Consider the following 22163-nt stretch of genomic DNA (forward strand, 5'->3'; position numbering starts at 1 on the left):
CGCGAGCAAAGTTCTTTGCATAGATCTGCTGCGCTGCGTATAGTCATGCCATCCAGGAGGAGGGTTCGATGACGGTACGAGCAGCAGTGGCGGGTGCGAGCGGATACGCGGGTGGGGAACTCCTGCGCCTGCTCATCTCACACCCGCACATCGAGATCGGCGCCCTGACCGGCCACTCCAACGCCGGTCAGTCGCTCGGCGGGCTCCAGCCCCATCTGGCGCCGCTCGCCGACCGGATTCTGGAGCCGACGACCGCCGACGTGCTCGCGGGGCACGAGGTCGTGTTCCTCGCCCTGCCCCATGGGCAGTCCGCCGCCGTCGCCGAGCAGCTCGGCCCGGACGTCCTCGTCGTCGACATGGGCGCCGACTTCCGGCTGCAGAACGCCGCCGACTGGGACCGCTACTACGGATCCGAGCACGCCGGCACCTGGCCCTACGGGCTCCCCGAACTGCCGGGCGCCCGCGCCGCGCTGGAGGGGTCCAAGCGCATCGCGGTGCCCGGTTGCTACCCCACCGCCGTCTCGCTCGCGCTCTTCCCGGCGTACGCGGACGGCCTCGCCGAGCCCGACGCCGTGATCGTCGCCGCCAGCGGCACCTCCGGCGCCGGCAAGGCCCTCAAGCCGCACCTGCTCGGCGCCGAGGTCATGGGCAACATGACCCCGTACGGCGTCGGCGGCGGCCACCGCCACACCCCCGAGATGATCCAGAACCTGAGCGCCGTCGCCGGCGCCCGGGTGGGCGTCTCCTTCACCCCGACCCTCGCCCCGATGCCCCGCGGCATCCTCGCCACCTGCTCCGCGTACGCGAAGCCCGGCGTCACCGCGGAGTCGGTCCGCGCCGCGTACGAGAAGGCGTACGCCGACGAGCCGTTCGTCCGCCTGCTCCCCGAGGGCCAGTGGCCGGCCACCGCGGCCGTGTACGGCTCCAACGCGGTCCAGATCCAGGTCGCGTACGACGAAGAGGCGAACAGGATCATCGCGATCAGCGCCATCGACAACCTGACCAAGGGCACCGCCGGCGGCGCGGTGCAGAGCATGAACATCGCCCTCGGCCTCCCCGAGGACACCGGACTTTCCACGATCGGAGTGGCACCGTGAGCGTCACCGCAGCGAAGGGATTCACGGCGGCGGGCATCGCCGCCGGAATCAAGCAGAACGGCAACCCGGACCTGGCCCTCGTGGTCAACACCGGGCCGCGCCGCGCCGCCGCGGGAGTGTTCACCTCCAACCGCGTCAAGGCGGCCCCCGTCCTGTGGTCCCAGCAGGTCCTGGCCGACGGCGAGCTGACCGCCGTCGTCCTCAACTCCGGCGGCGCCAACGCCTGCACCGGCCCGAAGGGCTTCCAGGACACCCACGCCACCGCCGAGAAGGTCGCCGACGTCCTCGGCATCGGCGCCGGCGAGGTCGCCGTCGCGTCCACCGGCCTCATCGGCATCCTGCTCCCCATGGACAAGCTGATCCCCGGCGTCGAGAAGGCCGCGGCCGAACTCTCCGAGCACGGCGGCGAGAAGGCCGCCATCGCCATCAAGACCACCGACACCGTCCACAAGACGGCCGTCGTGACCTCCCCCCGGACGGAGTCCGGGGGAGGCTGGACCGTCGGCGGCATGGCCAAGGGCGCGGGCATGCTCGCCCCCGGACTCGCCACCATGCTCGTCGTCCTCACCACCGACGCCGACCTCGACGCCAAGGCCCTGGACTCCGCCCTGCGCGACGCCACCCGGGTCACCTTCGACCGGGTCGACTCCGACGGCTGCATGTCCACCAACGACACCGTCCTGCTGCTCGCCTCCGGCGCCTCCGGCGTCACCCCGGCGCAGGACGCGTTCGCCGAGGCCGTCCGGCAGGTCTGCGACGACCTCGGCCGCCAGCTCATCGGCGACGCCGAGGGCGCCAGCAAGGACATCCGGATCGAGGTGATCAACGCGGCCACGGAGGGCGACGCCGTCGAGGTCGGCCGCTCCATCGCCCGGAACAACCTCCTCAAGTGCGCCATCCACGGCGAGGACCCCAACTGGGGCCGGGTGCTCTCCGCCATCGGCACCACGGGCGCCGCCTTCGAGCCGGACCGGCTGAACGTCGCCATCAACGGCGTCTGGGTCTGCAGGAACGGCTCCGTCGGCGAGGACCGCGAGCTGGTCGACATGCGCTACCGGGAGGTCACCGTCACCGCCGACCTCGCCGCCGGCACCGAGTCCGCGGTGATCTGGACCAACGACCTCACCGCCGACTACGTCCACGAGAACAGCGCGTACTCGTCATGAGCAACAGCACCCGCAAGCACAAGGCCCTGCCCAAGGCGCAGATCCTCATCGAGGCGCTGCCCTGGCTGACCCGCCACCACGGCAAGACGATCGTCATCAAGTTCGGCGGCAACGCCATGATCGACGAGGACCTCAAGGCCGCCTTCGCGCAGGACGTCGTCTTCCTGCGGCACGCCGGCCTCAAGCCGGTCGTCGTGCACGGCGGCGGCCCGCAGATCAGCGCCGCGCTCGACAAGCACGGCATCGTCAGCGAGTTCAAGGCCGGCCTGCGCGTCACCACCGAGGACGCCATGGACGTCGTACGGATGGTGCTCGCCGGCCAGGTCCAGCGCCAGCTGGTCGGCCTGCTCAACCAGCACGGCCCGCTCGCCGTCGGTCTCACCGGCGAGGACGCGCACACCATCACCGCCACCAAGCACCAGCCGGTCATCGAGGGCGAGCAGGTCGACATCGGCCGGGTCGGCGAGATCACCGCGCTCGACACCGGCGCCATCCGGGCGCTCCTGGAGGACGGCCGGATCCCGGTGGTCTCCTCCATCGCCCGTTCCGAGGACGACGGACATGTCTACAACGTCAATGCCGATACGGCGGCTGCGGCACTCGCCGCGGCGCTGGGCGCGGAGACGCTGATGGTGCTGACCGACGTCGAGGGCCTGTACGAGGACTGGCCGAACAGCGACGAGGTCATCAGCCGGCTCACCGCGAGCCAGCTGGAGAAGCTGCTGCCCGAGCTCTCCAGCGGCATGGTCCCCAAGATGGAGGGCTGCCTGCACGCCGTACGGAACGGGGTCCGCACGGCCCGCGTGATCGACGGCCGGGTCCCGCACTCGATCCTGTTGGAGATCTTCACCGACGAGGGCATCGGCACGATGGTCGTGCCGGACGGAAAGGGGGACGCATGACCGCCAACCAGGACCTGACCCAGCGGTGGCAGGGCGCGCTGATGAACAACTACGGCACCCCCCGCCTCCCGCTGGTCCGCGGCGAGGGCGCCAAGGTCTGGGACGCCGACGGCACGGAGTACCTCGACTTCGTCGGCGGCATCGCGGTCAACGCCCTCGGCCACGGCCACCCGGCCGTCGTCGACGCCGTGTCCCGGCAGATCGCCTCCCTCGGCCATGTCTCCAACCTGTACGTCGCCGAACCGCCCGTCGCGCTCGCCGAGCGGCTGCTCCAGCTCTTCGGCCGCCCCGGCAAGGTGTTCTTCTGCAACTCCGGCGCCGAGGCCAACGAGGCCGCGTTCAAGCTCGGCCGGCTGACCGGTCGGCGGCACATGGTCGCCACGGCCAACGCCTTCCACGGCCGCACCATGGGCGCGCTGGCGCTCACCGGCCAGCCCGGCAAGCAGACCCCGTTCCTGCCGCTGCCCGGCGACGTCACCCACGTCCCCTTCGGCGACGTCGAGGCCCTGCGGGCCGCCGTCACCGAGGACACCGCGTTCGTGATCATCGAGCCGGTCCAGGGCGAGTACGGCGTGGTCGTCCCGCCCGTCGGCTACCTGCGGGCGGCCCGGGAGATCACCCGCGCCACCGGCACGCTGCTGGTCCTCGACGAGGTGCAGACCGGAATCGGCCGCTGCGGCACCTGGTTCGAGCACCAGGCCCACGACGGCGTCGACCCGGACATCGTCACGCTCGCCAAGGGCCTCGGCGGCGGGCTGCCGCTCGGCGCGACCGTCGCCTTCGGGCCGGCGGCCGAGCTGTTCGAGCCCGGCCACCACGGCACCACCTTCGGCGGCAACCCGGTCGCCTGCGCCGCCGGTCTCGCCGTCGTCGAGACCCTGGCCCAGGACGGCGCGCTCGACCAGGTCAAGCGGATCGGGGAGAAGCTGCGCGACGGAATCGAGGGTCTCGGCCATCCGTTGGTCTCCCACGTCCGTGGCGCGGGCCTTCTGCTGGGTATCGTGCTCACCGGGCCCCTCGCACCCCAGGTGCAGCAGGCGGCCCAGGACGCCGGCCTCCTGGTGAACGCGCCCGCACCCGATGTCGTACGGATCATGCCGCCGCTGACCATCGGGGACGCGGAGGCGGACGCCTTCCTGGAGGTGTTCGCGGGCGTCCTGGAAGCGGTGCACGGGGAAGGGCAGGAAGCCGAGAAATGAGACGACGATGACCGAGGCGCAGGACACCGAGCACGACGGGTCCGCCAAGGGGGACCCCGGGGCAGGGCCGTCCGTTCCGCAGACCCGCACCGCACGCCACCGCAGGATCGTCGACATCCTCAACCGGCAGCCGGTGCGCTCGCAGAGCCAGCTCGCCAGGCTCCTCGCCGACGACGGGCTGAGCGTCACCCAGGCGACGCTCTCCCGGGACCTCGACGAGCTCGGCGCGGTGAAGATCCGCAACACCGGCGGCGAGCTGATCTACGCGGTCCCCAGCGAGGGCGGCTTCCGCACCCCGCAGGCGCCGCTCGGCGAGTCCGCCAAGGAGGAGCGGATGCGGCGGCTCTCCGGCGAGCTGCTGATCTCCGCGGAGGCGTCGGCCAACCTGGTGGTGCTGCGCACCCCGCCCGGCGCGGCCCAGTTCCTCGCCTCGGCCATCGACCAGGCCGAACTGCACGACATCCTCGGCACGATCGCGGGCGACGACACGCTGCTGCTCATCTCCCGCGACCCGGTGGGCGGCCAGGCCCTGGCCGACCACCTGCTGCGGCTGGCGCAGAACGACCGCTAGTACCTGCCAGTACCGCCAGTACCGCTAGTACCGCGTGATCGCCGTCGGGCCGCCCCGCGTCCCGACGGCGATGTGCGGACGGCGGGCCGGATCCGCCCATTCCAGGATCCGGCGCATCGCGTCGGCCGGCACGGACACGCAACCGGCCGTCGCCCCCCGGCCGTTGACGTGCAGGAAGATCCCGGCGCCGCGGCCGCGCACGGGCCGGTCGTAGTTGAACGCGACGACCAGCGCGTGCGCGTACTGAGCCTCGTACGAGACGAGATGCTCGGCCTCGGCGGCCCGGCAGTCGGCGGGCAGCCCCTCCACCCAGCGGTTGTAGGCGCGCGACGCGTTGTCCTGGCACCACCAGGACCGCTCGGTGACGGGCACGTACGGGTACGCGGTGGCCGGCCGGGCCTTGATGCCGAAGGCGTACGGGAGCCCGTACAGCCCGGTCGGGGTGGTACTCGTCCCCTGCCGGCGGGTCGCCCCGTCGGCGAGCCCGTTCGCCCCGAACCGCGCGGGCGCGGACCCGGCCGCCGTCCACCGCCCGCCGCGCCGGTCCCACCAGGTGACGGTCCCGGTGGTGGAGCCGAGCGCCGGGGCCTCGGCGGTGATCAGCTGCGTACCGCCCCCGGTGTCGGCCATGCGGGCGGGCAACGGACCGGTGGGCAGCGGGCCGGCGGGAGACGCGGCGACGAGAGCGGCGAGCGAGGCGAGGGCGGCGAGCAGCAGGCGCATGGCGCGAAGCTAGACCCGCCGTGACCCCGCCGCCACGGCTACTGGGCCGGCCGGGGGAGCGGCGGCAGCGGGAGCGGCAGCCCGGGCAGCCCGTCCATGCTCGTCGCGATGTGGTCCTTCTTCGCGAAGTACGCGCTGAGCGACTCGTCGTCCTCCCGCGCGAACCGCCTCCCGTGCAGGTCGCGGTCCTCGTCGTACGACATGAACGGCACCCCGTACCCGCAGCTGTCGCGGACGACCTCGGCGGTCACGACGATGACGGCCCTCAGCCCGTGCAGGGTGACGTCGATGTCCGGGAAGTGCCCGAGCAGTTCCTCCCACCGCTCGTCGTCCCGGAACACCGCCTCGCCCTTCCCGTGCACCCGCACGATGTTCGGCGGCCCCTGGAAGGCGCACCACATGAGCGAGATCCGCCCGTTCTCCCGCAGATGCGCGACGGTCTCGGCAGTGGACCCGGCGAAGTCCAGGTAGGCGACGGTGTGTTCGTCGATGACCGCGAACGAACCGGTCAGTCCTTTGGGCGAGATGTTGACCGTGCCCTCGCCGTCCAACGGGGCCGTGGCCGTGAAGAACACGGGCTGGGCCTCGATGAAGGCGCGAAGTCGTCCGTCGATTCGTTCATATGTTTTCCCCATGGAGTCATTATCGGCGTGCCGGGGGCGCCGGCCACGTCCTCATCCGCGCTCCGGGACGGCCCGCCCCGCCGCCGCGAGCAACTGCCGCGCCCGCACGCGGACGTGGCGGGGCCGCTCCGCCCCGGCCAGGGCCAGGAGTTCGGCCTCCGGCAACCAGCCGGCCCACGGGCGCAGGGCCAGCGCCGTCTCGCGTACGACCCCGGGCGCGGGGTCGGCGAGCAGGGGCATCAGCCGGTCCCGGTCGGCGATGTCGAAGAGACGGAGCCCAGCGACGGCGGACGCGCGCGCCAACGGGCTGCCGTGCCCGGTCAGTTCCCAGAGCACCGGCACGTCGACGGACCGCTCACCGCACTCCGCGAGGCCCAGCGGCGCCCGGTCGGGCATGCCCGACGGGTCGGCGCAGGCGGCGCGGTAGAGCGACAGCGGGTCCGTGCCCTCCTGCCGGAGCACCCAGCGGGCGCAGGCCCGCACCATCGCGGAGCGGTCGTACAGGAAGGGCTCCGCCTCCCGGCTCCGTCCGGCCCGGCGCAGCCCGGTGACACCGGCCGCCCGCACCCGGCCGCTGCGTGCCACCAGGAGCACGGGGAGCGTCTCGTCCGGGGCGTCCGCGGCGACGGCCGCGGCGGCGGCCCGGTCCTGGACGACGATGTCCGGGTCGTAGGCGGCGAGCGTGGCGAGTTCCCGCGGCCCGTAGACGTTCCGGGCCATCGCGGCCCACCGGGCGAGCCGCCGTGTGGGCCGGTCGCGGTGGTAGGTCAGGGCGGTGACGGTGGACTCGGGGCAGCGGCCGAGGGTCTCGTCCAGGAGCCGGGCGGCCTCGCCGCCCCGCATCCGGTCCGCTATACGGAGGATCACCGGGGCCGTCACGGACAACGTCTCCGGTCCGGACCCGGGCAGCGCGGCGGCCAGCACGGCGCAGGCCCGCTCGCGCACCGGCCCGACCCAGTCCGCCGTCCGGATCGCGACCAGCGGCAGGAGCGCGGGCACGGTCGCGGCCCGGCCGAGCGCGGCCTCGCGGACCCGGCCGTCGGGGGCGCACAGGGCGGCGGCGAGACGGGCCTCGCCGACGCGGGCACCGGTGACGAGGGCGAGCAGGGTCGGCCACCGGCTCGGCGCGGGCGTGCCGTGGCGGTGCGCGCGGCGTACGTCCTCGTCCAGGTCCGTCCACGCGCCGGGGCGCGTCATGTCGATCACCCGGTGCACCGGCAACCCCCGCGCCAGCCGCCGTACCGCCCTCTCCCGCATCCCCGCCTCAGGTGTCATGCGGGGAGGGTAGGGGGCGCGGGGTCGGGGTCGCCTGCGGATTTCGCCCGGTCCAGCACCCGCAGGAGGACCTCGCGGACGAATGAGCGGTCCCAGGTGCGGAGCACGTCGGGGTGCCGGTCAAGCAGTTCCAGCAGTTCGACGGCCGCCTCGGGCGTGCTGCTCGAGGCGGTGTACGTCTTGCGGGACGCCGCGAGCGCCGCCCGGGCACGCAGCCTCGGATCCGGATCCTCCTGCATCCGCATCAACCCGAGCAGCCGACCGGAGCCGTAGCCGAGCGACAGCAGGCGCAGGGCCGCGGCCCGCTGCCGGTACGGTCGTTCCGGCGCTATTCGGGCCAGCAGTTCGTCGTCCGGCACGCGAGACGCGTGCTCGGCGAGTGAGCGAGTCACCTCCCGGACGACGGCCGCCGACGGGTCGTCGAGCAGCGGCAGCACCGCGCGCCAGCCCTTGGGGTCCAGTACGCGCAGCCCGGCCACCGCCGAGGCGCGGACGCGGGCCACCGGATGGGCCGTCAACTCCCCGAGCAGCGCGTGGTCCCCGTCCGTGCGCTCCGCGCACTCGGCGAGCCCGACGGGCGCGTACGGCCACCGGGCCGCGTCCGCGCATTGCCCGCGGCACAGGTCGGCGGGCTGCCCGCCGGAGGCGCGTACGACGTCGCGGGCGGCGGCCCGCACCGCCCCGGACCGGTCGGCGAGGTACGGCTCCGCGTCGGTGAGCGCGGCGACCGCCGCGGCCCGGGTCTCGGGCCACTTGGAGGCCGGCAGGACGGCGAGGTCGGCCGGGTCGGCTCCCGGGACGTCGGCCACCGCCGCCAGGCACATGCCGCGTACCAGCCGGTCGCGGTCGACCGCCGCCGCCCGCGCGGCCCGCCCGGCCGGCAGGAGACCGCCGTCCAGCGCCGCCCGGTGGGCGAAGCGCCGGGTGACCGGATCGGGCGCGGTGAGCAGCACCTCCCGCACGCGTGCGTCGGAGAACGCCTCCACCAGCAACGCGTGGGCCCCGTCCCCCTCCCGCCGCCTCGCCACGGCCAGCACCACGGCGGCGGTGGCGGCCAGTGCCCCGGTGGGCAGCGGCCCGCGCACTGCGTCCCGCAACAGCTCCCGGGCCCGCGCCCGTACGGGCTGCACCCAGTCCGCGCACCGCACCGCGACCAGGGGCAGCACCAGGGCCAGTTCGTCGCGTGGAAGCGTCGCGGCCTGCCGCAGCGCCGCATCCCGCTCCGCCCGGGAGGCGGAGCACAGGGCCGCGCCGATCCCGCCGGGCACAGCCGCCCGGCCCTCCGCCCGGACCTCCCGGTCGTACCGGACCCAGACCGCGGGCGGGTCCGACAGGACCGGCGGTGCCAGGCCCTCGGACGGTTCATTCACCTCGTGTCGCATGGCGACGTCTCCTCTCTCCGGCCCACCGGCCGCACCCCGTCCGCGGCCCGCCCGGACTGTAGCGGCGCGGTCGGCCGTCCCACCTGGGATTTTCCGCCGCACCCACCCTCCGAAATTGACGAATCATGCAGAGCAATGCATACTCATGCAATGACGCTTGTCGTCGACGTCCGCAGCCAAGAGGAGCAACCAGCAGTGAGCAGCAACCACGGTGACGTCCGGCTCTGGGGCGGCCGGTTCGCCGACGGGCCGGCCGAGGCTCTCGCGAAACTCTCCGCCTCGGTCCACTTCGACTGGCGCCTCGCGCCGTACGACATCGCCGGCTCCCGCGCCCACGCGCGCGTGCTGCACAAGGCGGGGCTGCTCACCGAGGACGAGCTGGCGCGGATGCTGGACGGGCTCGACCGGCTGGAGGCCGACGTGACCTCCGGCGAGTTCGTGGGCACCATCGCCGACGAGGACGTGCACACCGCCCTGGAGCGCGGCCTCCTCGAGCGGCTCGGGCCCGACCTCGGCGGCAAGCTGCGCGCCGGGCGGTCGCGGAACGACCAGGTCGCCACGCTGTTCCGGATGTACCTGCGGGACCACGCCCGCATCATCGGCGGCCTGATCGCCGACCTCCAGGACGCCCTCGTGGGCCTCGCCGAGGCCCACCCGGACGTCGCCATGCCCGGCCGTACCCACCTCCAGCACGCCCAGCCCGTGCTCTTCGCCCACCATGTGCTCGCCCACGTGCAGTCCCTGTCCCGGGACGCCGAGCGGCTGCGCCAGTGGGACACCCGGACCGCGGTCTCCCCGTACGGCTCCGGCGCCCTCGCCGGCTCCTCGCTCGGCCTCGACCCGGAGGCCGTCGCCAAGGACCTCGGCTTCGAGCGCGGTTCGGCCGGCAACTCCATCGACGGCACGGCCTCGCGCGACTTCGTCGCCGAGTTCGCCTTCATCACCGCGATGATCGGGGTCAACCTCTCCCGGATCGCCGAGGAGATCATCATCTGGAACACGAAGGAGTTCTCCTTCGTGACCCTGCACGACGCCTTCTCCACCGGCTCGTCGATCATGCCGCAGAAGAAGAACCCGGACATCGCCGAGCTCGCCCGCGGCAAGTCCGGCCGGCTCATCGGCAATCTGAGCGGTCTCATGGCCACGCTCAAGGCCCTGCCGCTGGCCTACAACCGGGACCTGCAGGAGGACAAGGAGCCGGTCTTCGACTCCTGCGACCAGCTGGAGGTCCTGCTGCCGGCCTTCACCGGCATGATGGCCACCCTCACCGTCAACCGGGAGCGCATGGAGGAGCTGGCCCCGGCCGGCTTCTCGCTCGCCACCGACATCGCCGAATGGCTGGTCAAGCAGGGCGTGCCGTTCCGCGTCGCGCACGAGGTGGCCGGCGAGTGCGTCAAGGTCGCCGAGGCGGAGGGCAAGGAGCTCGACGGGCTGACGGACGCGCAGTTCGCGAAGATCTCCGAGCACCTGACCCCCGAGGTGCGTTCCGTCCTGAACGTCCCCGGCGCGCTCGCCTCCCGCAACGGCCGGGGCGGCACCGCGCCCTCCGCCGTCGCCGCCCAGCTCGTCGAGGTCAAGGCCGACCTGGTCATCCAGCACGCCTGGGCGGACGCCAAGAACTAGTCCCCGCCCCCACCCCCGTCCCCTCATCACGTCACAGCGCCGCCGCCCAGTCCGCGAGCGCGTCGAAGTCCGGCCGGAGCAGTCCGAACCGGGGGTCGATGTGCAGCAGCAGGGCGGCGGCGAGGTGGTTCTGCTCCACGTACTCGTGGTCGTACGACGTGATGTCGTCGTCCACCCAGGCGAACGGCCGACCCGCCGCGTACTCCAGGATGTACTGGGTCTTCCAGAACGTCCCGCGCGGGGCGGCTCCGTGCATCTTGGGCCAGTCGATGAACGGCAGCTCGGGGAGCCCGAGATGAGGCGCGATCCAGTCGTTCGCCTCGCCCTTCCAGGTCGTCGCCCAGACCAGCTCGTACCGCTCGGCGAGCGTCCGCAGCTCCGCCCCGTGGCCGGGGTTGAGCCACACCCGCAGCGGCTTGGTCTCGAACCAGCCGGACGGCCGCATCCGGTGCGTGGTGTACCCCTCCGGCCGCCGCTGGGCCTGTGCCGCGTACGGATTGAGCGGTCCGTCGACGTCGATCAGCAGCAGGGGCTTCGCGCTCGCACTCTTCGTCATGTACACAGCATTCCGTTCCCGCCTCCGTGAGGCGTCACTATTTCCTATGAGACATTCACGTCTCATTCGGTGTATGGTTGTCTCATGGCCGTCGACCGCACCCAGGTACTCCGCTCCGCCGCCGCCACGCTCAGCCTCAAAGCGACCGCCACCCTGGACGACGTCGCCCGGGCCGCCGGCATCGGCCGCGCCACGCTGCACCGGCTCTTCGCCGGGCGTGACGCGCTGATCCGCGCGCTGGAGGAGCTGGCCCTCGAGGAGATGGCCGCCGCCATCGACGGCGCGGCCCTCGACGAAGGTCCCGCGGACGAGGCCCTGCGCCGGCTCGTCGCCGGAGTGGAGCCGGTCGCCCCGCTGCTGTCGTTCCTCGTCACCGAGAACCAGCTGTTCGAGGGGGAGGAGCAGCACGAGGGCTGGGCCGCGCTCGACGCCCGCGTCTCCGCGCTGTTCCGGCGCGGCCAGGAACAGGGCGTCTTCCGGATCGATCTGACGCCCGCTTGGCTCACCGAGGCCTTCTACGGGCTCATCGGGAGCGGGGCGTGGGCCGTGATGGACGGCCGGGTCGCCGCCAAAGACTACCAATACATGATCGCCGAGCTGATGCTCGGCGGAGCGCGCAGGAGCGTGGAAAAGTGACCGTCACCGACCAGTACCAGAGGCATACCGAGGCGAGCCGCCGGCCAGGTCGCTGGCTCGCCCTCGCCGTCCTCGTCCTGGCCGTGCTCCTGGTGGCCGTCGACGCCACCGTGCTGGGCCTCGCGACGCCGTTCCTCTCCGAGGACCTGAAGCCGTCGGGCAGCCAGCTGCTGTGGATCGGCGACGTCTACTCCTTCGTCATCGCCGGTCTGCTGGTCTCCATGGGCAGCCTCGGCGACCGCATCGGCCGCAAGAAGCTCCTGCTCACCGGTGCCGTCGCGTTCGGCGCCGTCTCGGTGCTGACCGCCTACGCCACCAGCCCGGAGCTGATGATCGCGGCCCGCGCCCTGCTCGGCGTGGCCGGCGCGACCCTGATGCCGTCCACCCTCGCGCTGATCCGCAACCTGTTCCACGACCCGCGCGAGCGCAGCCTCGCCGTCGGCATCTGGGGCGCGATGGCCTCGGCCGGCGCGGCCGTGGGTCCGGTCGTCGGCGGCTTCCTGCTGGAGCACTTCTGGTGGGGCTCGGTCTTCCTGATCAACCTGCCCGTGATGGCGATCCTCGTGGTCGTCGGCTACAAGCTGATCCCCGAGTCGAAGAACCCGAACCCGGGCCCCTGGGACCTGCCCAGCGTCGGCCTGTCCCTCATCGGCATGATCGGCGTGGTGTACGCGATCAAGGAGATCGCCGCGCACGGCCCCACGCTCGACGTGGCCGTCGCCGCGCTCGCCGGCGCGGGCGCGCTGACCTGGTTCGTCCGCCGCCAGCTCACCCTGCCGGCGCCACTGCTCGACATGCGGCTGTTCCGCAACCGCGGTTTCTCCGCCGCCGTCGTCGCCGATCTGCTGACCATTCTCGGCCTGTCCGGACTGATCTTCTTCCTGTCCCAGTTCCTGCAACTGGTCCAGGGACGACAGCCGTTGGAGGCCGGACTGGCCGAACTACCGGCCGCCGTCGGCGCGGTGACGGCCGGTCTGATCGCCGGCTCTGCCGCCCGCCGCTACTCGGTGCGGTCCGTGGTGGCCGGCGGACTCGCCGCGGTCGGTCTGTCGCTGGCCGTGCTGACCACCCTGGACAGCCACAGCGGCTACCCGCTGCTCGGCGCCGCCCTGCTCGTCGTGGGCGTCGGCGCGGGGTTCGCGTTCACGGTGACCGCCGACGTGATCCTGTCCGGCGTGCCCAAGGAGCAGGCCGGCTCGGCCTCCGCGGTCTCCGAGACCGCGTACGAGCTGGGCGCCGCGCTCGGCATCGCGCTGCTCGGCTCGATCGTCACCGGCGTGTACCGGGGCTTCGCCACCCCGGCCGGCGTCCCGGAAGGCGCGGCCGCGGCCGCCCACGACTCGCTCGGCGGCGCGGTCGAGGCGTCCGCCGGACTTGCGCCGGAGACGGGCGCGGCGCTGGTCGCCTCGGCCCAGGAGGCCTTCGTCGACGGCCTGCGCATCGCCGCCGGCATCGGCGCCGCCGTCCTCCTGGCGACCGCGGTGGCGGCCTGGTTCCTGCTGAAGGGCCAGAAGCTGGCGGACGGCGTCGAGCACTGACGCCGAGGCAGTGCTCGACGCACTGACTCCGAGTCAGGGAGAGCCGGTCGGCACCGGATTGACAGGGCGAACGGACGCGCGAAACGATCCCCGCAATGGAGATCAACGACCTGACGCCGGCCGAACGCCGCATCTGGGAGGCGTTCCCGCGCGACGAGGGCGTCGACTTCCGGGAGCACCCCGACGAGGACCCCGGGACCGGAGCGTCCTGGGGTCCCGAGCGCACCGTGCGCGCCGAGGTCCTGCGCGCCCTGCTCCTCGACGGACCGGCCCACGAGGGCGCGACCCCCGGCCTGAAGGTCGCCGGCGCCCGCGTCACCGGCGTGCTCCGCCTCAAGTACGGGGACGTCGACCACCCGGTGCGCCTGCGGGGCTGCCACTTCGACGAGAGCCCCGACTTCTACGCGGCCCGGATACGGGCGCTCGTCCTGCGCGACTCGGTGCTCCCGGGCCTGGAGGCGTCGAACCTCCGCGTCGACGTGTCGCTGCGGCTGTCCGGCTGCCGGATCACCGGCCCGCTGAAGCTGTCCGGCGCCCAGGTCGCGAACGGGGTCTTCCTCAACGACGCCGTCATCGGCACCCCGGCGTCCCTCGACCCCGACGACCCCGACGCGCCGGTCCTGCTGCTGAACCACGCCACGATCGGCACCGACGTCCGCGCCAAGCGGATGGTCACCCACGGCCGCGTCCTGCTGAACGCCACCACCGCCGGCGGGCAGGTGATGCTCGACGACGCCGAGCTCAACTGCCCCGACGGCACGGCCCTGCACGCCGAGACCCTGGCGGTCGGCACCGACCTGCGCGCCATGCGGATACGCGTCACCGGCCGGGTCAACCTCACCGGCGCGCGCATACCCGGCCAGCTCAACCTCGCCTACGCCCGGCTCGCCAACCCCGGCGGCACCGCTCTGCGCGCCAGCAGCTGCACCGTCGGCGAGATATGGCTGCGCGACTGCCCGCCCATCCAGGGCTCGGTCAACCTCCGCCGCACCCAGTGCGACCTGCTCTTCGTAGCTCCCGAGGTCTGGCCGGACCAGGTCCGCATCGACGGTCTGACCTATCGCGGCCTCGGCCCCCTCCTGCCCGCGGCGGAGCGGCTTCCCGCCCTGGAGCGCGACGAGCCCGGCTACACGCCCTTCGCGTACGAACAACTGGCCGCGGCCTACCGCACGGCCGGCGACGAGGCGGCCGTGCGCACCGTCCTGCTGGCCAAGCTCCGTCGCCACCGGCGCACCCTGCCCCGCCACGCCCGCGTCTGGGGCCTGCTCCAGGACGCGACCGTGGGCTACGGATTCCGGCCCATGCGGGCGGCCGGCTGGCTGGCCGCGCTGCTCCTGACCGGGTCCCTGGCCTTCGCCTTCGATCATCCCCGGCCGCTCAAGGCGGGCGAGGCGCCGGACTTCAACCCGGTCTTCTACACCCTCGACCTGCTGCTGCCGATCATCGGCTTCGGCCAGGAGGCGGCCTACGCGCCGAGCGGGGCCCAGCAGTGGCTCTCCTACCTGCTGGTCGTCACCGGCTGGACGCTGGCGACCACCATCGCGGCGGGCATCACGCGCGCCCTCAGCCGCCAGTAGCGGATCAGGCGGCTTCCTTCGCCTTCGTCGCGTACATGTCCACGTACTCCTGCCCCGACAGCCGCATCACCTCGGCCATCACCGAGTCCGTCACCGCGCGCAGCACGTACCGGTCGCGGTCCATGCCCTCGTAGCGGGAGAACTCCATCGGCTCGCCGAAGCGGACCGTCACCCGGCCCGGCCGCGGCATGCCCGCGCCGCCCGGCTGGATCTTGTCCGTGCCGATCATCGCGAACGGCACCACCGGCGCGCCGGTCATCAGGGTCAGCCGGGCGATGCCGGTACGGCCCCGGTACAGCCGGCCGTCGGGGGAGCGGGTGCCCTCCGGGTAGATCGCGAACGCCTTGCCCTCCTCCAGGACCCGGCTGCCGGTCATCAGCGCGGCGACGCCGCCGCGGCCGCCGTCGCGGTCCACCGGGATCATGCCGACGCCGGTGAAGAACCAGGCCATCAGCCGGCCCTTGAGGCCCTTGCCCGTCACGTACGCGTCCTTGCCGATGAAGTACACCGGGCGGTCCGTGCACAGCGGCATGATCATCGAGTCGATGAACGTCAGATGGTTTCCGGCCAGAATCACCGGCCCCGTGCCCGGGATGTGCTCCGCGCCCTCCACACGTGGGCGGAACATCAGACGCAGGATCGGTCCGAGCACAGCCTTGATGAGCGCGAGACGGGACAACGGTTCCTCCGGTGTCGGGAACGGCAGGCGGCGTGCGAAGTGCAGGTGAGGACGATACTCGCGGGTCACTCGTATCCGCACATCGGGTTCACGGAGCCGCAACGCGGCGTTGACTCGATTTTGCACCCCGTTCGCCCGGCGTCTGCCGCCCGGAAGGCGGCTCCGCCTAGGGTCGGAGCGCCCGTTTGGCAGGTGCGGGACATAGTGACAACAGCGGCAGAAGGAGCCTTCATGACCCAGGGTTCGCCTACAAACCCGGCACGCCGGACCGTCCTCGGCGCAGCGGGAGCGGCCGTCCTCGGCTCCGCGGCCCTCGGCGCCGGCGACGCGCACGCCGCCCCCGCCGCCGGGCAGGAGGCGGACCGCGGGGCCGGCCGGGGCCACCGCGCCCTGCCCGTCCCCACCGTCATCGCCCACCGCGGCGCCAGCGGCTACCGCCCCGAGCACACCCTCGGCTCGTACCGGCTCGGCCTCGACCTCGGCGCGCACGTGATCGAGCAGGACCTCGTCCCCACCAAGGACGGGCACCTGGTGTGCCGGCACGAGAACGACATCACCGGCACCACCGACGTCGCCGACCACCCCGAGTTCGCCTCCCTCCGCACCACCAAGACCATCGACGGGGTCACCCTCACCGGCTGGTTCACCGAGGACTTCACCCTCGCCGAGCTGAAGACCCTGCGTGCGAAGGAGCGCATTCCCGGCATCCGCCAGGAGAACACCCTCTACGACGGCCGCTGGGAGATCCCCACCTTCGAGGAGGTGCTGCGCTGGGCCGAGCAGGAGGGCCGCCGCCGCGGCCGCGAGGTGTGGCTGCACGTCGAGACCAAGCACCCCACGTACTTCCGCGGCCTCGGCCTCGGCCTTGAGGAGCGGCTGGCCCGGCTGCTGCGCCGCTACGGCCGCCACCGCGCCCACTCCCCGGTCTTCCTGCAGTCCTTCGAGCCCAGCAGCATCCAGCGCCTGGCGAAGCTGGTCGACTCCCCGCGCGTGGTCCTGCTGTCCGCCGCGAGCAGCCGCCCCTGGGACTTCGTCCAGGCCGGCGACCCGCGCACCGTCGCCGACCTCGTCAAGCCCGAGGGCCTGGCGTGGATCGCCTCGTACGCGCAGGGCATCGGCCCCACCCTGGACCTGGTCATCCCCAAGGACGCCTCCGGCAAGCTGGGCGCACCGACCACCCTCGTCCGCGACGCGCACGCGCAGGGCCTGATCCTGCACCCGTACACGCACCGCAACGAGAACAGCTTCCTGCCCGCCGACTTCCGCCGGGGCACCGACCCGAACGCGTACGGCGACGCCTTCGGCGCGCTGAAGACCTACCTGGCCACCGGGATCGACGGCATCTTCTCCGACAACCCCGACACGGCCCTGCTCGCCGCCGCGGACCTGGCCGGCCGCTGACGGCCCGCGCGACGGGCGGTGCACCCGACCGGGTGGTTGGGGCGACAGCGCGCAACCGCCCCCGGGCCGCCGCCCGTCGTGCCCGGCATGACGACTGACGAACCCCCCGCCGCCGAGCGGGCCCCGCGCCTGGTCGCCGAACTCGCCCCGCTGCTGGCCGCCGAGTCGCACGCCGAGGCCGCCGGCGCCGGCATCGAGCCCGGCGACCTCGAGCAGGCCGTGTGGCTCCGCCTCCTGGAGCGGCTGCGCGACGACGACGCCCCCGTCCGGCCCGCCGACTGGCTGCGCCGCGCCGTACGCGACGAGGCCCGCCGGGCCCGCCGTACCGCGGGCCGGGAGCGTGCCTACCCCCACGAGCCGGCCGCCCCGCCCGGCGCGCACGGCTCCCCGGAGCGCTCCGCGCTCGTCGCCGAGCGCCGCCGGACCCTGCGTGCCGCGGTGCGCCGCACCCCCGGCCAGTGCCCGCAGGTGCTCACCGCGATGCTGTCGCCCGAGGACCCCACATACCGCGAAATCGCAGGGGAGTTGGGTATCTCACAAGGCAGTCTGGGGCCGATGCGTTCCCGCTGCCTGGGATGCCTGCGCAGAATGCTGGCTGCAGAGGTTCCTGCTCCCGCCCTCCGGGGAAAGGAGCGGTAGACCGGCCGGCAGACCAGGTGAGCGGAAGGCAGCACACATGGGCATGAGCGTGACGATCTCGGCAGCGACCTCGCAGGACGCCGAGCAGATTCTGAAGCTGCAGTACCTCTGCTATCAGAGCGAGGCGGAGCTGTACGGCGACTGGCGCATCGAACCGCTCACCCAGACCCTCGAGGAGCTGCGGGCCGAACTGGACCGCGGTCACGGCCTGGTGGCCCGGCTGGGCGACGAGGTGGTCGCCTCCGTCCGCGCCGAGGCCGACGAGACCGGGACGGTGCACATCGCCAAGCTGATCGTCCATCCGCGGATGCGCCGGCACGGCCTCGGCGGCCGGCTCCTCGACGCCATCGAGCAGCACTTCGCCACCGGAGCCCGTCCCGCCGCCAAGCGCTACCAGCTGTTCACCGGTCACCGCAGCGACGGCAATCTGCGCCTCTACCGCAGCCGCGGGTACGAGCAGGTCGCCACCCGCGAGGTCGGCCCGCGGCTCACGCTGGTCACCCTGGAGAAGGCGGCGTAGCTCAGCCGGTCTGTGCGCTGCGGGCCCGGCGCAGCCAGAGGATGCCGGTCACGGGGAGCAGCACCGGGATGAAGATGTAGCCGTAGCCGTAGTCCGACCAGACCGTGGTGTCCGGGAACGCCGCCGGGTCGAGCAGCGTCCAGGTGCCCACGATCAGCACGCCCGCGAGCTCGGCGGCGCAGCACACCAGCGCCGCCCTGCGGGCCGTCTCGCCGCCCCGCACCAGCGTGTACGTGATGAAGGCGTACACCACGGCCGCCACCGCCGACAGCGAGTAGGCGAGCGGGGCGTGCTCGAACTCGGTGGAGATCTGCACGATCGAGCGCGAGACCGCGCCCACCGACATCACCCCGTACAGCCAGACGAGCAGCATGCCCGGGCCCTTCACGAGCCGGGTCCGCTGCCCGCTCTCCCCGGCCTCCGAGCTCTCCGCGCTCTCCGGGGTCTCTCCGGTCTCCGCGTCCGTCGCGGTCATCGTCAGCCCACCGTCCAGATGTCGAAGAGACGCACTTCGAGGACCGCGAGCACCACCGCGCCCGCGGCCACCGTCGCCGAGCCCCAGCGGCTGCGCTCCGCCAGCGACATGAAGCCCGCCCCGGGAACCGCGCACAGCGCGCCCAGCAGATACGCCACGAAGATCACCGTGCCCTCCTCGGCCGCCTGGCCGCGGGCCAGCTGCACGACCCCGACCACCAGCTGGACCAGGGCGAGCACGGTGACGACGGCCATGCCGATGAAGTGCCAGTCCTTGGTCGGCTGGTCGCGGTACGCGGCGAAGCCGCACCAGGCGGCGAGGGCGAGCGCGGCCACGGAGACCGCGACCGTCAGGGCGTCAAGCATGCGCCCGAGCGTATTACGCGGCGGGGCGCCCGCCGTCCCCGGCCCCCGGAGCGTGCGGCGGGGTGGGCTTGGCCACACGGGGTGCCCCGTACGCACCTCCGGGAGGTCCGCGCAGGGCCGTGTTCGGCCAGGCAGGGAGCGGAATGACCCCCTCCGTCCGAGGGGCGCGGTGTCCGCCTGGCGTCCCATCGGCGTCCGCTATTCGGACACCGCCCTTCCGTTCGAAATGCCCCGTGCTTAAATTGCAGCCATGACCACGACGAGCGACCGCACCCCTGCGACCGAGGCGAACATGACGCCCGGTGCTCGTTGTATGTGTCGAATGTGCGCCAACTGAGGGCCCCCGCCTGAGACTCGCGCCCCGAAGCGAGCCCCCGACGGCCGAACCGTCCGCCTGCCCCACGGCACCGGAACGTGGCTGCCCCGCGCACCCCCGCGCCTGACTGTCCCTTTTGCGAATTCCCATGCCCGGCGGACCCAAGCGCCGCGGCACTCGACAGTACGGAAACCCCTGTGATCACCACTACGGGCCTGACCAAGGTCTACGCGTCACGAGGCCGCCAGGTCACCGCTCTGGACGGCGTCGACCTCCACGTCCGCGAGGGCGAGGTCTTCGGCGTGATCGGCCAGAGCGGCGCCGGCAAGTCCTCCCTGATCCGCTGCGTGAACCTCCTGGAGCGCCCCACCTCCGGCACCGTGACCGTCGACGGAGTCGACCTCACCGCCCTCGCCGGCCGCGGCCGCCGGGCCGGCGCCGAACTGCGCCGGGCGCGCACCGGCATCGGCATGGTCTTCCAGCACTTCAACCTGCTGTCCTCGCGCACCGTCCAGGACAACATCGAGCTCCCGCTGGAGATCCTCGGCGTCTCCGGCGCCGAGCGCAGCCGCCGCGCCCTGGAACTGCTCGACCTCGTCGGCCTCGCCGACAAGGCAAAGGCCTACCCCGGGCAGCTCTCCGGAGGCCAGAAGCAGCGCGTCGGCATCGCCCGCGCCCTCTCCGGCAAGCCCAAGGTGCTGCTCTCCGACGAGGCCACCAGCGCCCTCGACCCCGAGACCACGCGCTCCATCCTCCAGCTGCTGCGCGACCTCAACCGGCAGCTCGGCCTGACCGTCCTGCTCATCACGCACGAGATGGAGGTCGTCAAGACGATCTGCGACTCCGCCGCGCTGATGCAGAAGGGCCGGATCGTCGAGTCCGGCACCGTCAGCGAACTGCTGGCCACCCCCGGCTCCGAACTGGCCGCCGAACTCTTCCCGCTCACCGGCGCCGCCACCGGCGCCGAGCGGACCGTCGTCGACGTCACCTTCCACGGCGAGGCCGCCACCCAGCCGGTCATCTCGCAGCTGGCCCGCACCTACAACATCGACATCTCGATCCTCGGCGCGGCGATGGACACCGTCGCCGGCAAGCAGATCGGCCGCATGCGCATCGAGCTGCCCGGCCGGTACGAGGAGAACGTCGTCCCCGTCGGCTTCCTGCGCGAGCAGGGCCTGCAGGTCGACGTCGTCGAAGCCGAGGACGCCGTCGACGACGCCGCCGCGATCCCCGCACAGCACCCCACGCCGGCCAAGGAAGGTGCCAAGTGACCTGGTCGGAAATGCAGCCGCTGCTCGAACAGGGCACGATCGACACCCTCTACATGGTGCTCTGGGCCACGGTCGTCTCCGTCCTCGGCGGACTGCCGCTCGGCATCCTCCTCGTCCTCACCGACAAGGGCGGACTGCTGCAGAACACGGCGGTCAACAAGGTCCTCGGCGTCATCGTGAACATCGGCCGCTCGCTGCCGTTCATCATCCTGCTGATCGCCCTGATCCCCTTCACCACCTTCGTCGTCGGCACCTTCATCGGGCCGACCGCGATGATCGTGCCGCTCGCCATCGGCGCGATCCCGTTCTTCGCGCGTCTCGTCGAGACCGCGATCCGCGAGGTCGACCACGGGCTGGTCGAAGCCGTCCAGTCCATGGGCGGATCGGTCCCCACGATCATCCGCAAGGTGCTGCTCCCGCAGGCCCTGCCCTCGCTCGTCTCCGCCGTCACCACCACCGTGATCGTCCTCGTCGGCTACTCGGCGATGGCCGGCGCGGTCGGCGGCGAAGGCCTCGGCTCCAAGGCCATCACCTACGGCTACCAGCGCTTCGACACCCAGTTCATGCTGGTCACCGTCGTCGTCCTGATCGCGATCGTGACCGTGGTCCAGCTCGTCGGAGACGGCGTCGTCCGCCTCCTGGCGCGCCGCGGCCGCACCGCGTAGGCCCCCGGAACGCTCCACCCCACAGCCCGCACTTGTCGTGCTCGGGCGAAGTCCGCACCACCAGAAAGAGGCACTCTTCGTGCGTAGGAACACCAAGCTCACCGCCGCTGCCGCCGCCACCGCCGCGCTCGCCCTGGGCCTCACCGCCTGCGGCACCTCCTCCGACCCCGCCGCCAAGGGGGAGGGCAAGGCCGACGCGTCCCAGCCGCTCGTCGTCGCCGCGTCCCCGACGCCGCACGCCGACATCCTGAACTTCGTCAAGGACAAGCTGGCGGCCAAGGCCGGACTGAAGCTGGAGGTGAAGGAGTTCACGGACTACGTCCTGCCGAACACCGCCACCGAGTCCGGCCAGGTCGACGCCAACTACTTCCAGCACAAGCCGTACCTCGACGACTTCAACAAGAAGAACAACACCCACATCGTCCCGGTGGCCAACGTCCACCTGGAGCCCCTCGGCCTCTACTCCAAGAAGCTCACCTCGCTGAAGGACATCAAGGCCGGCCAGACCGTCGCCGTCCCCAACGACACCACCAACGAGGGCCGCGCGCTCCAGCTGCTCGCCGCCAACGGCCTGATCACCCTCAAGGACGGCGTCGGCACCGACGCCAAGCTCTCCGACATCACCGACAAGAAGGGCCTGGAGTTCAAGGAGCTGGAGGCCGCCACCGTGCCCCGCGCCCTGAACGACGTCGACGCCGCGGTGATCAACGGCAACTACGCCATCGAGGCCGACCTCAAGCCCGCCACCGACGCGCTCGCACTGGAGAAGGCGGAGGGCAACCCGTACGCCAACTTCCTCGCCGTCAAGAAGGGCAACGAGAAGGACGCCCGGGTGACCAAGCTCGTCGAGCTCCTCAACTCCCCCGAGGTGAAGAAGTACATCGAGGACACCTACACCGGCTCCGTCGTCCCGGCCTTCGGCGCCGTGAAGTAGCCCGCGGCATGCGACGTGCCGTCAGACGGC

23 protein-coding genes are annotated in these 22163 nt (G+C 72.5%); 15 read left to right on the forward strand and 8 right to left on the reverse strand.

What is annotated here, in order from left to right; genetic code table 11:
• Nucleotides 1-68 precede the first annotated feature (68 nt).
• The 5 genes from argC to ACGFMM_RS20590 are packed head-to-tail and all read left to right on the forward strand — an operon-like array spanning nucleotide 69 to nucleotide 4935.
• Entirely contained in the window at nucleotides 69-1097 is a 1029-nt protein-coding gene (gene argC, locus ACGFMM_RS20570; RefSeq protein WP_393647796.1) for an N-acetyl-gamma-glutamyl-phosphate reductase, read from the forward strand.
• Complete coding sequence (argJ, locus tag ACGFMM_RS20575) at nucleotides 1094-2263, forward strand: bifunctional glutamate N-acetyltransferase/amino-acid acetyltransferase ArgJ (protein ID WP_393647797.1); 1170 nt, start codon at nucleotides 1094-1096, stop codon at nucleotides 2261-2263. Before argC ends, argJ begins: the two co-directional genes overlap by 4 nt.
• On the forward strand, nucleotides 2260-3165 hold the full coding sequence (argB, locus tag ACGFMM_RS20580; RefSeq protein WP_393647798.1) for an acetylglutamate kinase: 906 nt from the start codon (nucleotides 2260-2262) through the stop codon (nucleotides 3163-3165). The genes argJ and argB overlap by 4 nt, the downstream gene beginning before the upstream one ends.
• Nucleotides 3162-4364 carry an acetylornithine transaminase gene (locus ACGFMM_RS20585; protein ID WP_393647799.1) on the forward strand — a complete coding sequence of 401 codons (1203 nt, stop codon included), beginning with the start codon at nucleotides 3162-3164 and terminating at the stop codon, nucleotides 4362-4364. The genes argB and ACGFMM_RS20585 overlap by 4 nt, the downstream gene beginning before the upstream one ends.
• 7 nt (nucleotides 4365-4371) lie before the next feature.
• Nucleotides 4372-4935: an arginine repressor gene (locus tag ACGFMM_RS20590; RefSeq protein WP_393647800.1), complete on the forward strand. Its 564-nt coding sequence runs from the start codon at nucleotides 4372-4374 to the stop codon at nucleotides 4933-4935.
• A 24-nt stretch (nucleotides 4936-4959) separates the two neighbouring features.
• Here ACGFMM_RS20590 and ACGFMM_RS20595 read toward each other — a convergent pair whose 3' ends face one another.
• Genes ACGFMM_RS20595 through ACGFMM_RS20610 form a run of 4 tightly spaced genes read right to left on the reverse strand, consistent with a single transcriptional unit; the run spans nucleotide 4960 to nucleotide 8938 of the window.
• Nucleotides 4960-5658 (reverse strand): L,D-transpeptidase, encoded by a 699-nt coding sequence (locus tag ACGFMM_RS20595; RefSeq protein ID WP_393647801.1) that lies wholly within the window; start codon nucleotides 5656-5658, stop codon nucleotides 4960-4962.
• Between the two features lie 38 nt (nucleotides 5659-5696).
• Nucleotides 5697-6293, reverse strand: a complete 597-nt coding sequence (locus ACGFMM_RS20600; RefSeq protein WP_393647802.1) for a pyridoxamine 5'-phosphate oxidase family protein — start codon at nucleotides 6291-6293, stop codon at nucleotides 5697-5699.
• A gap of 39 nt (nucleotides 6294-6332) precedes the next feature.
• On the reverse strand, nucleotides 6333-7556 hold the full coding sequence (locus ACGFMM_RS20605) for a hypothetical protein (protein WP_393647803.1): 1224 nt from the start codon (nucleotides 7554-7556) through the stop codon (nucleotides 6333-6335).
• Complete coding sequence (locus ACGFMM_RS20610; RefSeq protein ID WP_393647804.1) at nucleotides 7553-8938, reverse strand: hypothetical protein; 1386 nt, start codon at nucleotides 8936-8938, stop codon at nucleotides 7553-7555. Before ACGFMM_RS20610 ends, ACGFMM_RS20605 begins: the two co-directional genes overlap by 4 nt.
• A 195-nt stretch (nucleotides 8939-9133) precedes the next feature.
• Here ACGFMM_RS20610 and argH point away from each other — a divergent pair, with 195 nt between their 5' ends.
• Nucleotides 9134-10561, forward strand: coding sequence for an argininosuccinate lyase (gene argH / locus ACGFMM_RS20615; protein ID WP_393647805.1), 1428 nt, complete (start codon nucleotides 9134-9136; stop codon nucleotides 10559-10561).
• Between the two features lie 31 nt (nucleotides 10562-10592).
• Here the strand turns inward: argH and ACGFMM_RS20620 are convergent, their stop codons facing one another.
• Nucleotides 10593-11117 (reverse strand): HAD domain-containing protein, encoded by a 525-nt coding sequence (locus tag ACGFMM_RS20620; RefSeq protein WP_393647806.1) that lies wholly within the window; start codon nucleotides 11115-11117, stop codon nucleotides 10593-10595.
• Nucleotides 11118-11201: 84 nt separating this feature from the next.
• Between ACGFMM_RS20620 and ACGFMM_RS20625 the strand changes: the two genes are divergently transcribed.
• The 3 genes from ACGFMM_RS20625 (at nucleotide 11202) to ACGFMM_RS20635 (ending at nucleotide 14868) form a co-directional block, all read left to right on the forward strand.
• Nucleotides 11202-11753: a TetR/AcrR family transcriptional regulator gene (locus ACGFMM_RS20625; protein ID WP_393647807.1), complete on the forward strand. Its 552-nt coding sequence runs from the start codon at nucleotides 11202-11204 to the stop codon at nucleotides 11751-11753.
• A complete protein-coding gene (locus ACGFMM_RS20630; protein ID WP_393647808.1) occupies nucleotides 11750-13291 on the forward strand; it encodes an MFS transporter in 1542 nt (513 codons plus the stop codon). The genes ACGFMM_RS20625 and ACGFMM_RS20630 overlap by 4 nt, the downstream gene beginning before the upstream one ends.
• Nucleotides 13292-13386: 95 nt before the next feature.
• Complete coding sequence (locus ACGFMM_RS20635) at nucleotides 13387-14868, forward strand: membrane-associated oxidoreductase (RefSeq protein ID WP_393647809.1); 1482 nt, start codon at nucleotides 13387-13389, stop codon at nucleotides 14866-14868.
• A 4-nt stretch (nucleotides 14869-14872) separates the two neighbouring features.
• On the opposite strand, the gene ACGFMM_RS20640 is transcribed toward ACGFMM_RS20635, so the two are convergent.
• Nucleotides 14873-15547, reverse strand: coding sequence for a lysophospholipid acyltransferase family protein (locus tag ACGFMM_RS20640; RefSeq protein WP_393647810.1), 675 nt, complete (start codon nucleotides 15545-15547; stop codon nucleotides 14873-14875).
• Between the two features lie 231 nt (nucleotides 15548-15778).
• On the opposite strand from ACGFMM_RS20640, the gene ACGFMM_RS20645 reads away from it, so the two are divergent.
• From ACGFMM_RS20645 to ACGFMM_RS20655, 3 genes are all read left to right on the forward strand, one after another.
• Nucleotides 15779-16948 (forward strand): glycerophosphodiester phosphodiesterase, encoded by a 1170-nt coding sequence (locus ACGFMM_RS20645; RefSeq protein WP_393647811.1) that lies wholly within the window; start codon nucleotides 15779-15781, stop codon nucleotides 16946-16948.
• 87 nt (nucleotides 16949-17035) lie between these two features.
• Nucleotides 17036-17587 carry a sigma-70 family RNA polymerase sigma factor gene (locus ACGFMM_RS20650; protein ID WP_393647812.1) on the forward strand — a complete coding sequence of 184 codons (552 nt, stop codon included), beginning with the start codon at nucleotides 17036-17038 and terminating at the stop codon, nucleotides 17585-17587.
• 37 nt (nucleotides 17588-17624) lie between these two features.
• Complete coding sequence (locus tag ACGFMM_RS20655) at nucleotides 17625-18107, forward strand: GNAT family N-acetyltransferase (RefSeq protein WP_393647813.1); 483 nt, start codon at nucleotides 17625-17627, stop codon at nucleotides 18105-18107.
• Nucleotide 18108: 1 nt separating this feature from the next.
• Here the strand turns inward: ACGFMM_RS20655 and ACGFMM_RS20660 are convergent, their stop codons facing one another.
• Together ACGFMM_RS20660 and ACGFMM_RS20665 are read right to left on the reverse strand one after the other, a co-directional pair.
• The gene (locus ACGFMM_RS20660) at nucleotides 18109-18480 is read right to left on the reverse strand and encodes a hypothetical protein (RefSeq protein WP_393647875.1); all 372 of its coding nucleotides are present in this window, start codon (nucleotides 18478-18480) and stop codon (nucleotides 18109-18111) included.
• 104 nt (nucleotides 18481-18584) lie between these two features.
• Nucleotides 18585-18947, reverse strand: a complete 363-nt coding sequence (locus tag ACGFMM_RS20665) for a hypothetical protein (RefSeq protein WP_393647814.1) — start codon at nucleotides 18945-18947, stop codon at nucleotides 18585-18587.
• A gap of 513 nt (nucleotides 18948-19460) precedes the next feature.
• Between ACGFMM_RS20665 and ACGFMM_RS20670 the strand changes: the two genes are divergently transcribed.
• The 3 genes from ACGFMM_RS20670 (at nucleotide 19461) to ACGFMM_RS20680 (ending at nucleotide 22133) form a co-directional block, all read left to right on the forward strand.
• The gene (locus tag ACGFMM_RS20670) at nucleotides 19461-20534 is read left to right on the forward strand and encodes a methionine ABC transporter ATP-binding protein (RefSeq protein ID WP_393647815.1); all 1074 of its coding nucleotides are present in this window, start codon (nucleotides 19461-19463) and stop codon (nucleotides 20532-20534) included.
• Nucleotides 20531-21199, forward strand: a complete 669-nt coding sequence (locus tag ACGFMM_RS20675; RefSeq protein ID WP_393647816.1) for a methionine ABC transporter permease — start codon at nucleotides 20531-20533, stop codon at nucleotides 21197-21199. The genes ACGFMM_RS20670 and ACGFMM_RS20675 overlap by 4 nt, the downstream gene beginning before the upstream one ends.
• A 79-nt stretch (nucleotides 21200-21278) precedes the next feature.
• Nucleotides 21279-22133 carry a MetQ/NlpA family ABC transporter substrate-binding protein gene (locus ACGFMM_RS20680; RefSeq protein ID WP_393647817.1) on the forward strand — a complete coding sequence of 285 codons (855 nt, stop codon included), beginning with the start codon at nucleotides 21279-21281 and terminating at the stop codon, nucleotides 22131-22133.
• Nucleotides 22134-22163 lie beyond the last annotated feature (30 nt).

This window comes from Streptomyces sp. NPDC048604, assembly GCF_043199435.1.
Taxonomy (GTDB): domain Bacteria; phylum Actinomycetota; class Actinomycetes; order Streptomycetales; family Streptomycetaceae; genus Streptomyces.

Excerpts from the sequence above, each read along its gene's own strand:
- argC (WP_393647796.1), top strand. The coding sequence starts at position 69 with ATGACGGTACGAGCAGCAGTGGCGGGTGCGAGCGGATACGCGGGTGGG.
- argB (WP_393647798.1), top strand. The coding sequence starts at position 2,260 with ATGAGCAACAGCACCCGCAAGCACAAGGCCCTGCCCAAGGCGCAGATC.
- ACGFMM_RS20585 (WP_393647799.1), top strand. The coding sequence starts at position 3,162 with ATGACCGCCAACCAGGACCTGACCCAGCGGTGGCAGGGCGCGCTGATG.
- ACGFMM_RS20590 (WP_393647800.1), top strand. The coding sequence starts at position 4,372 with ATGACCGAGGCGCAGGACACCGAGCACGACGGGTCCGCCAAGGGGGAC.
- ACGFMM_RS20595 (WP_393647801.1), bottom strand. The coding sequence starts at position 5,658 with ATGCGCCTGCTGCTCGCCGCCCTCGCCTCGCTCGCCGCTCTCGTCGCC.
- ACGFMM_RS20600 (WP_393647802.1), bottom strand. The coding sequence starts at position 6,293 with ATGGGGAAAACATATGAACGAATCGACGGACGACTTCGCGCCTTCATC.
- ACGFMM_RS20605 (WP_393647803.1), bottom strand. The coding sequence starts at position 7,556 with ATGACACCTGAGGCGGGGATGCGGGAGAGGGCGGTACGGCGGCTGGCG.
- ACGFMM_RS20610 (WP_393647804.1), bottom strand. The coding sequence starts at position 8,938 with ATGCGACACGAGGTGAATGAACCGTCCGAGGGCCTGGCACCGCCGGTC.
- ACGFMM_RS20620 (WP_393647806.1), bottom strand. The coding sequence starts at position 11,117 with ATGACGAAGAGTGCGAGCGCGAAGCCCCTGCTGCTGATCGACGTCGAC.
- ACGFMM_RS20625 (WP_393647807.1), top strand. The coding sequence starts at position 11,202 with ATGGCCGTCGACCGCACCCAGGTACTCCGCTCCGCCGCCGCCACGCTC.
- ACGFMM_RS20635 (WP_393647809.1), top strand. The coding sequence starts at position 13,387 with ATGGAGATCAACGACCTGACGCCGGCCGAACGCCGCATCTGGGAGGCG.
- ACGFMM_RS20645 (WP_393647811.1), top strand. The coding sequence starts at position 15,779 with ATGACCCAGGGTTCGCCTACAAACCCGGCACGCCGGACCGTCCTCGGC.
- ACGFMM_RS20650 (WP_393647812.1), top strand. The coding sequence starts at position 17,036 with ATGACGACTGACGAACCCCCCGCCGCCGAGCGGGCCCCGCGCCTGGTC.
- ACGFMM_RS20655 (WP_393647813.1), top strand. The coding sequence starts at position 17,625 with ATGGGCATGAGCGTGACGATCTCGGCAGCGACCTCGCAGGACGCCGAG.
- ACGFMM_RS20660 (WP_393647875.1), bottom strand. The coding sequence starts at position 18,480 with ATGCTGCTCGTCTGGCTGTACGGGGTGATGTCGGTGGGCGCGGTCTCG.
- ACGFMM_RS20665 (WP_393647814.1), bottom strand. The coding sequence starts at position 18,947 with ATGCTTGACGCCCTGACGGTCGCGGTCTCCGTGGCCGCGCTCGCCCTC.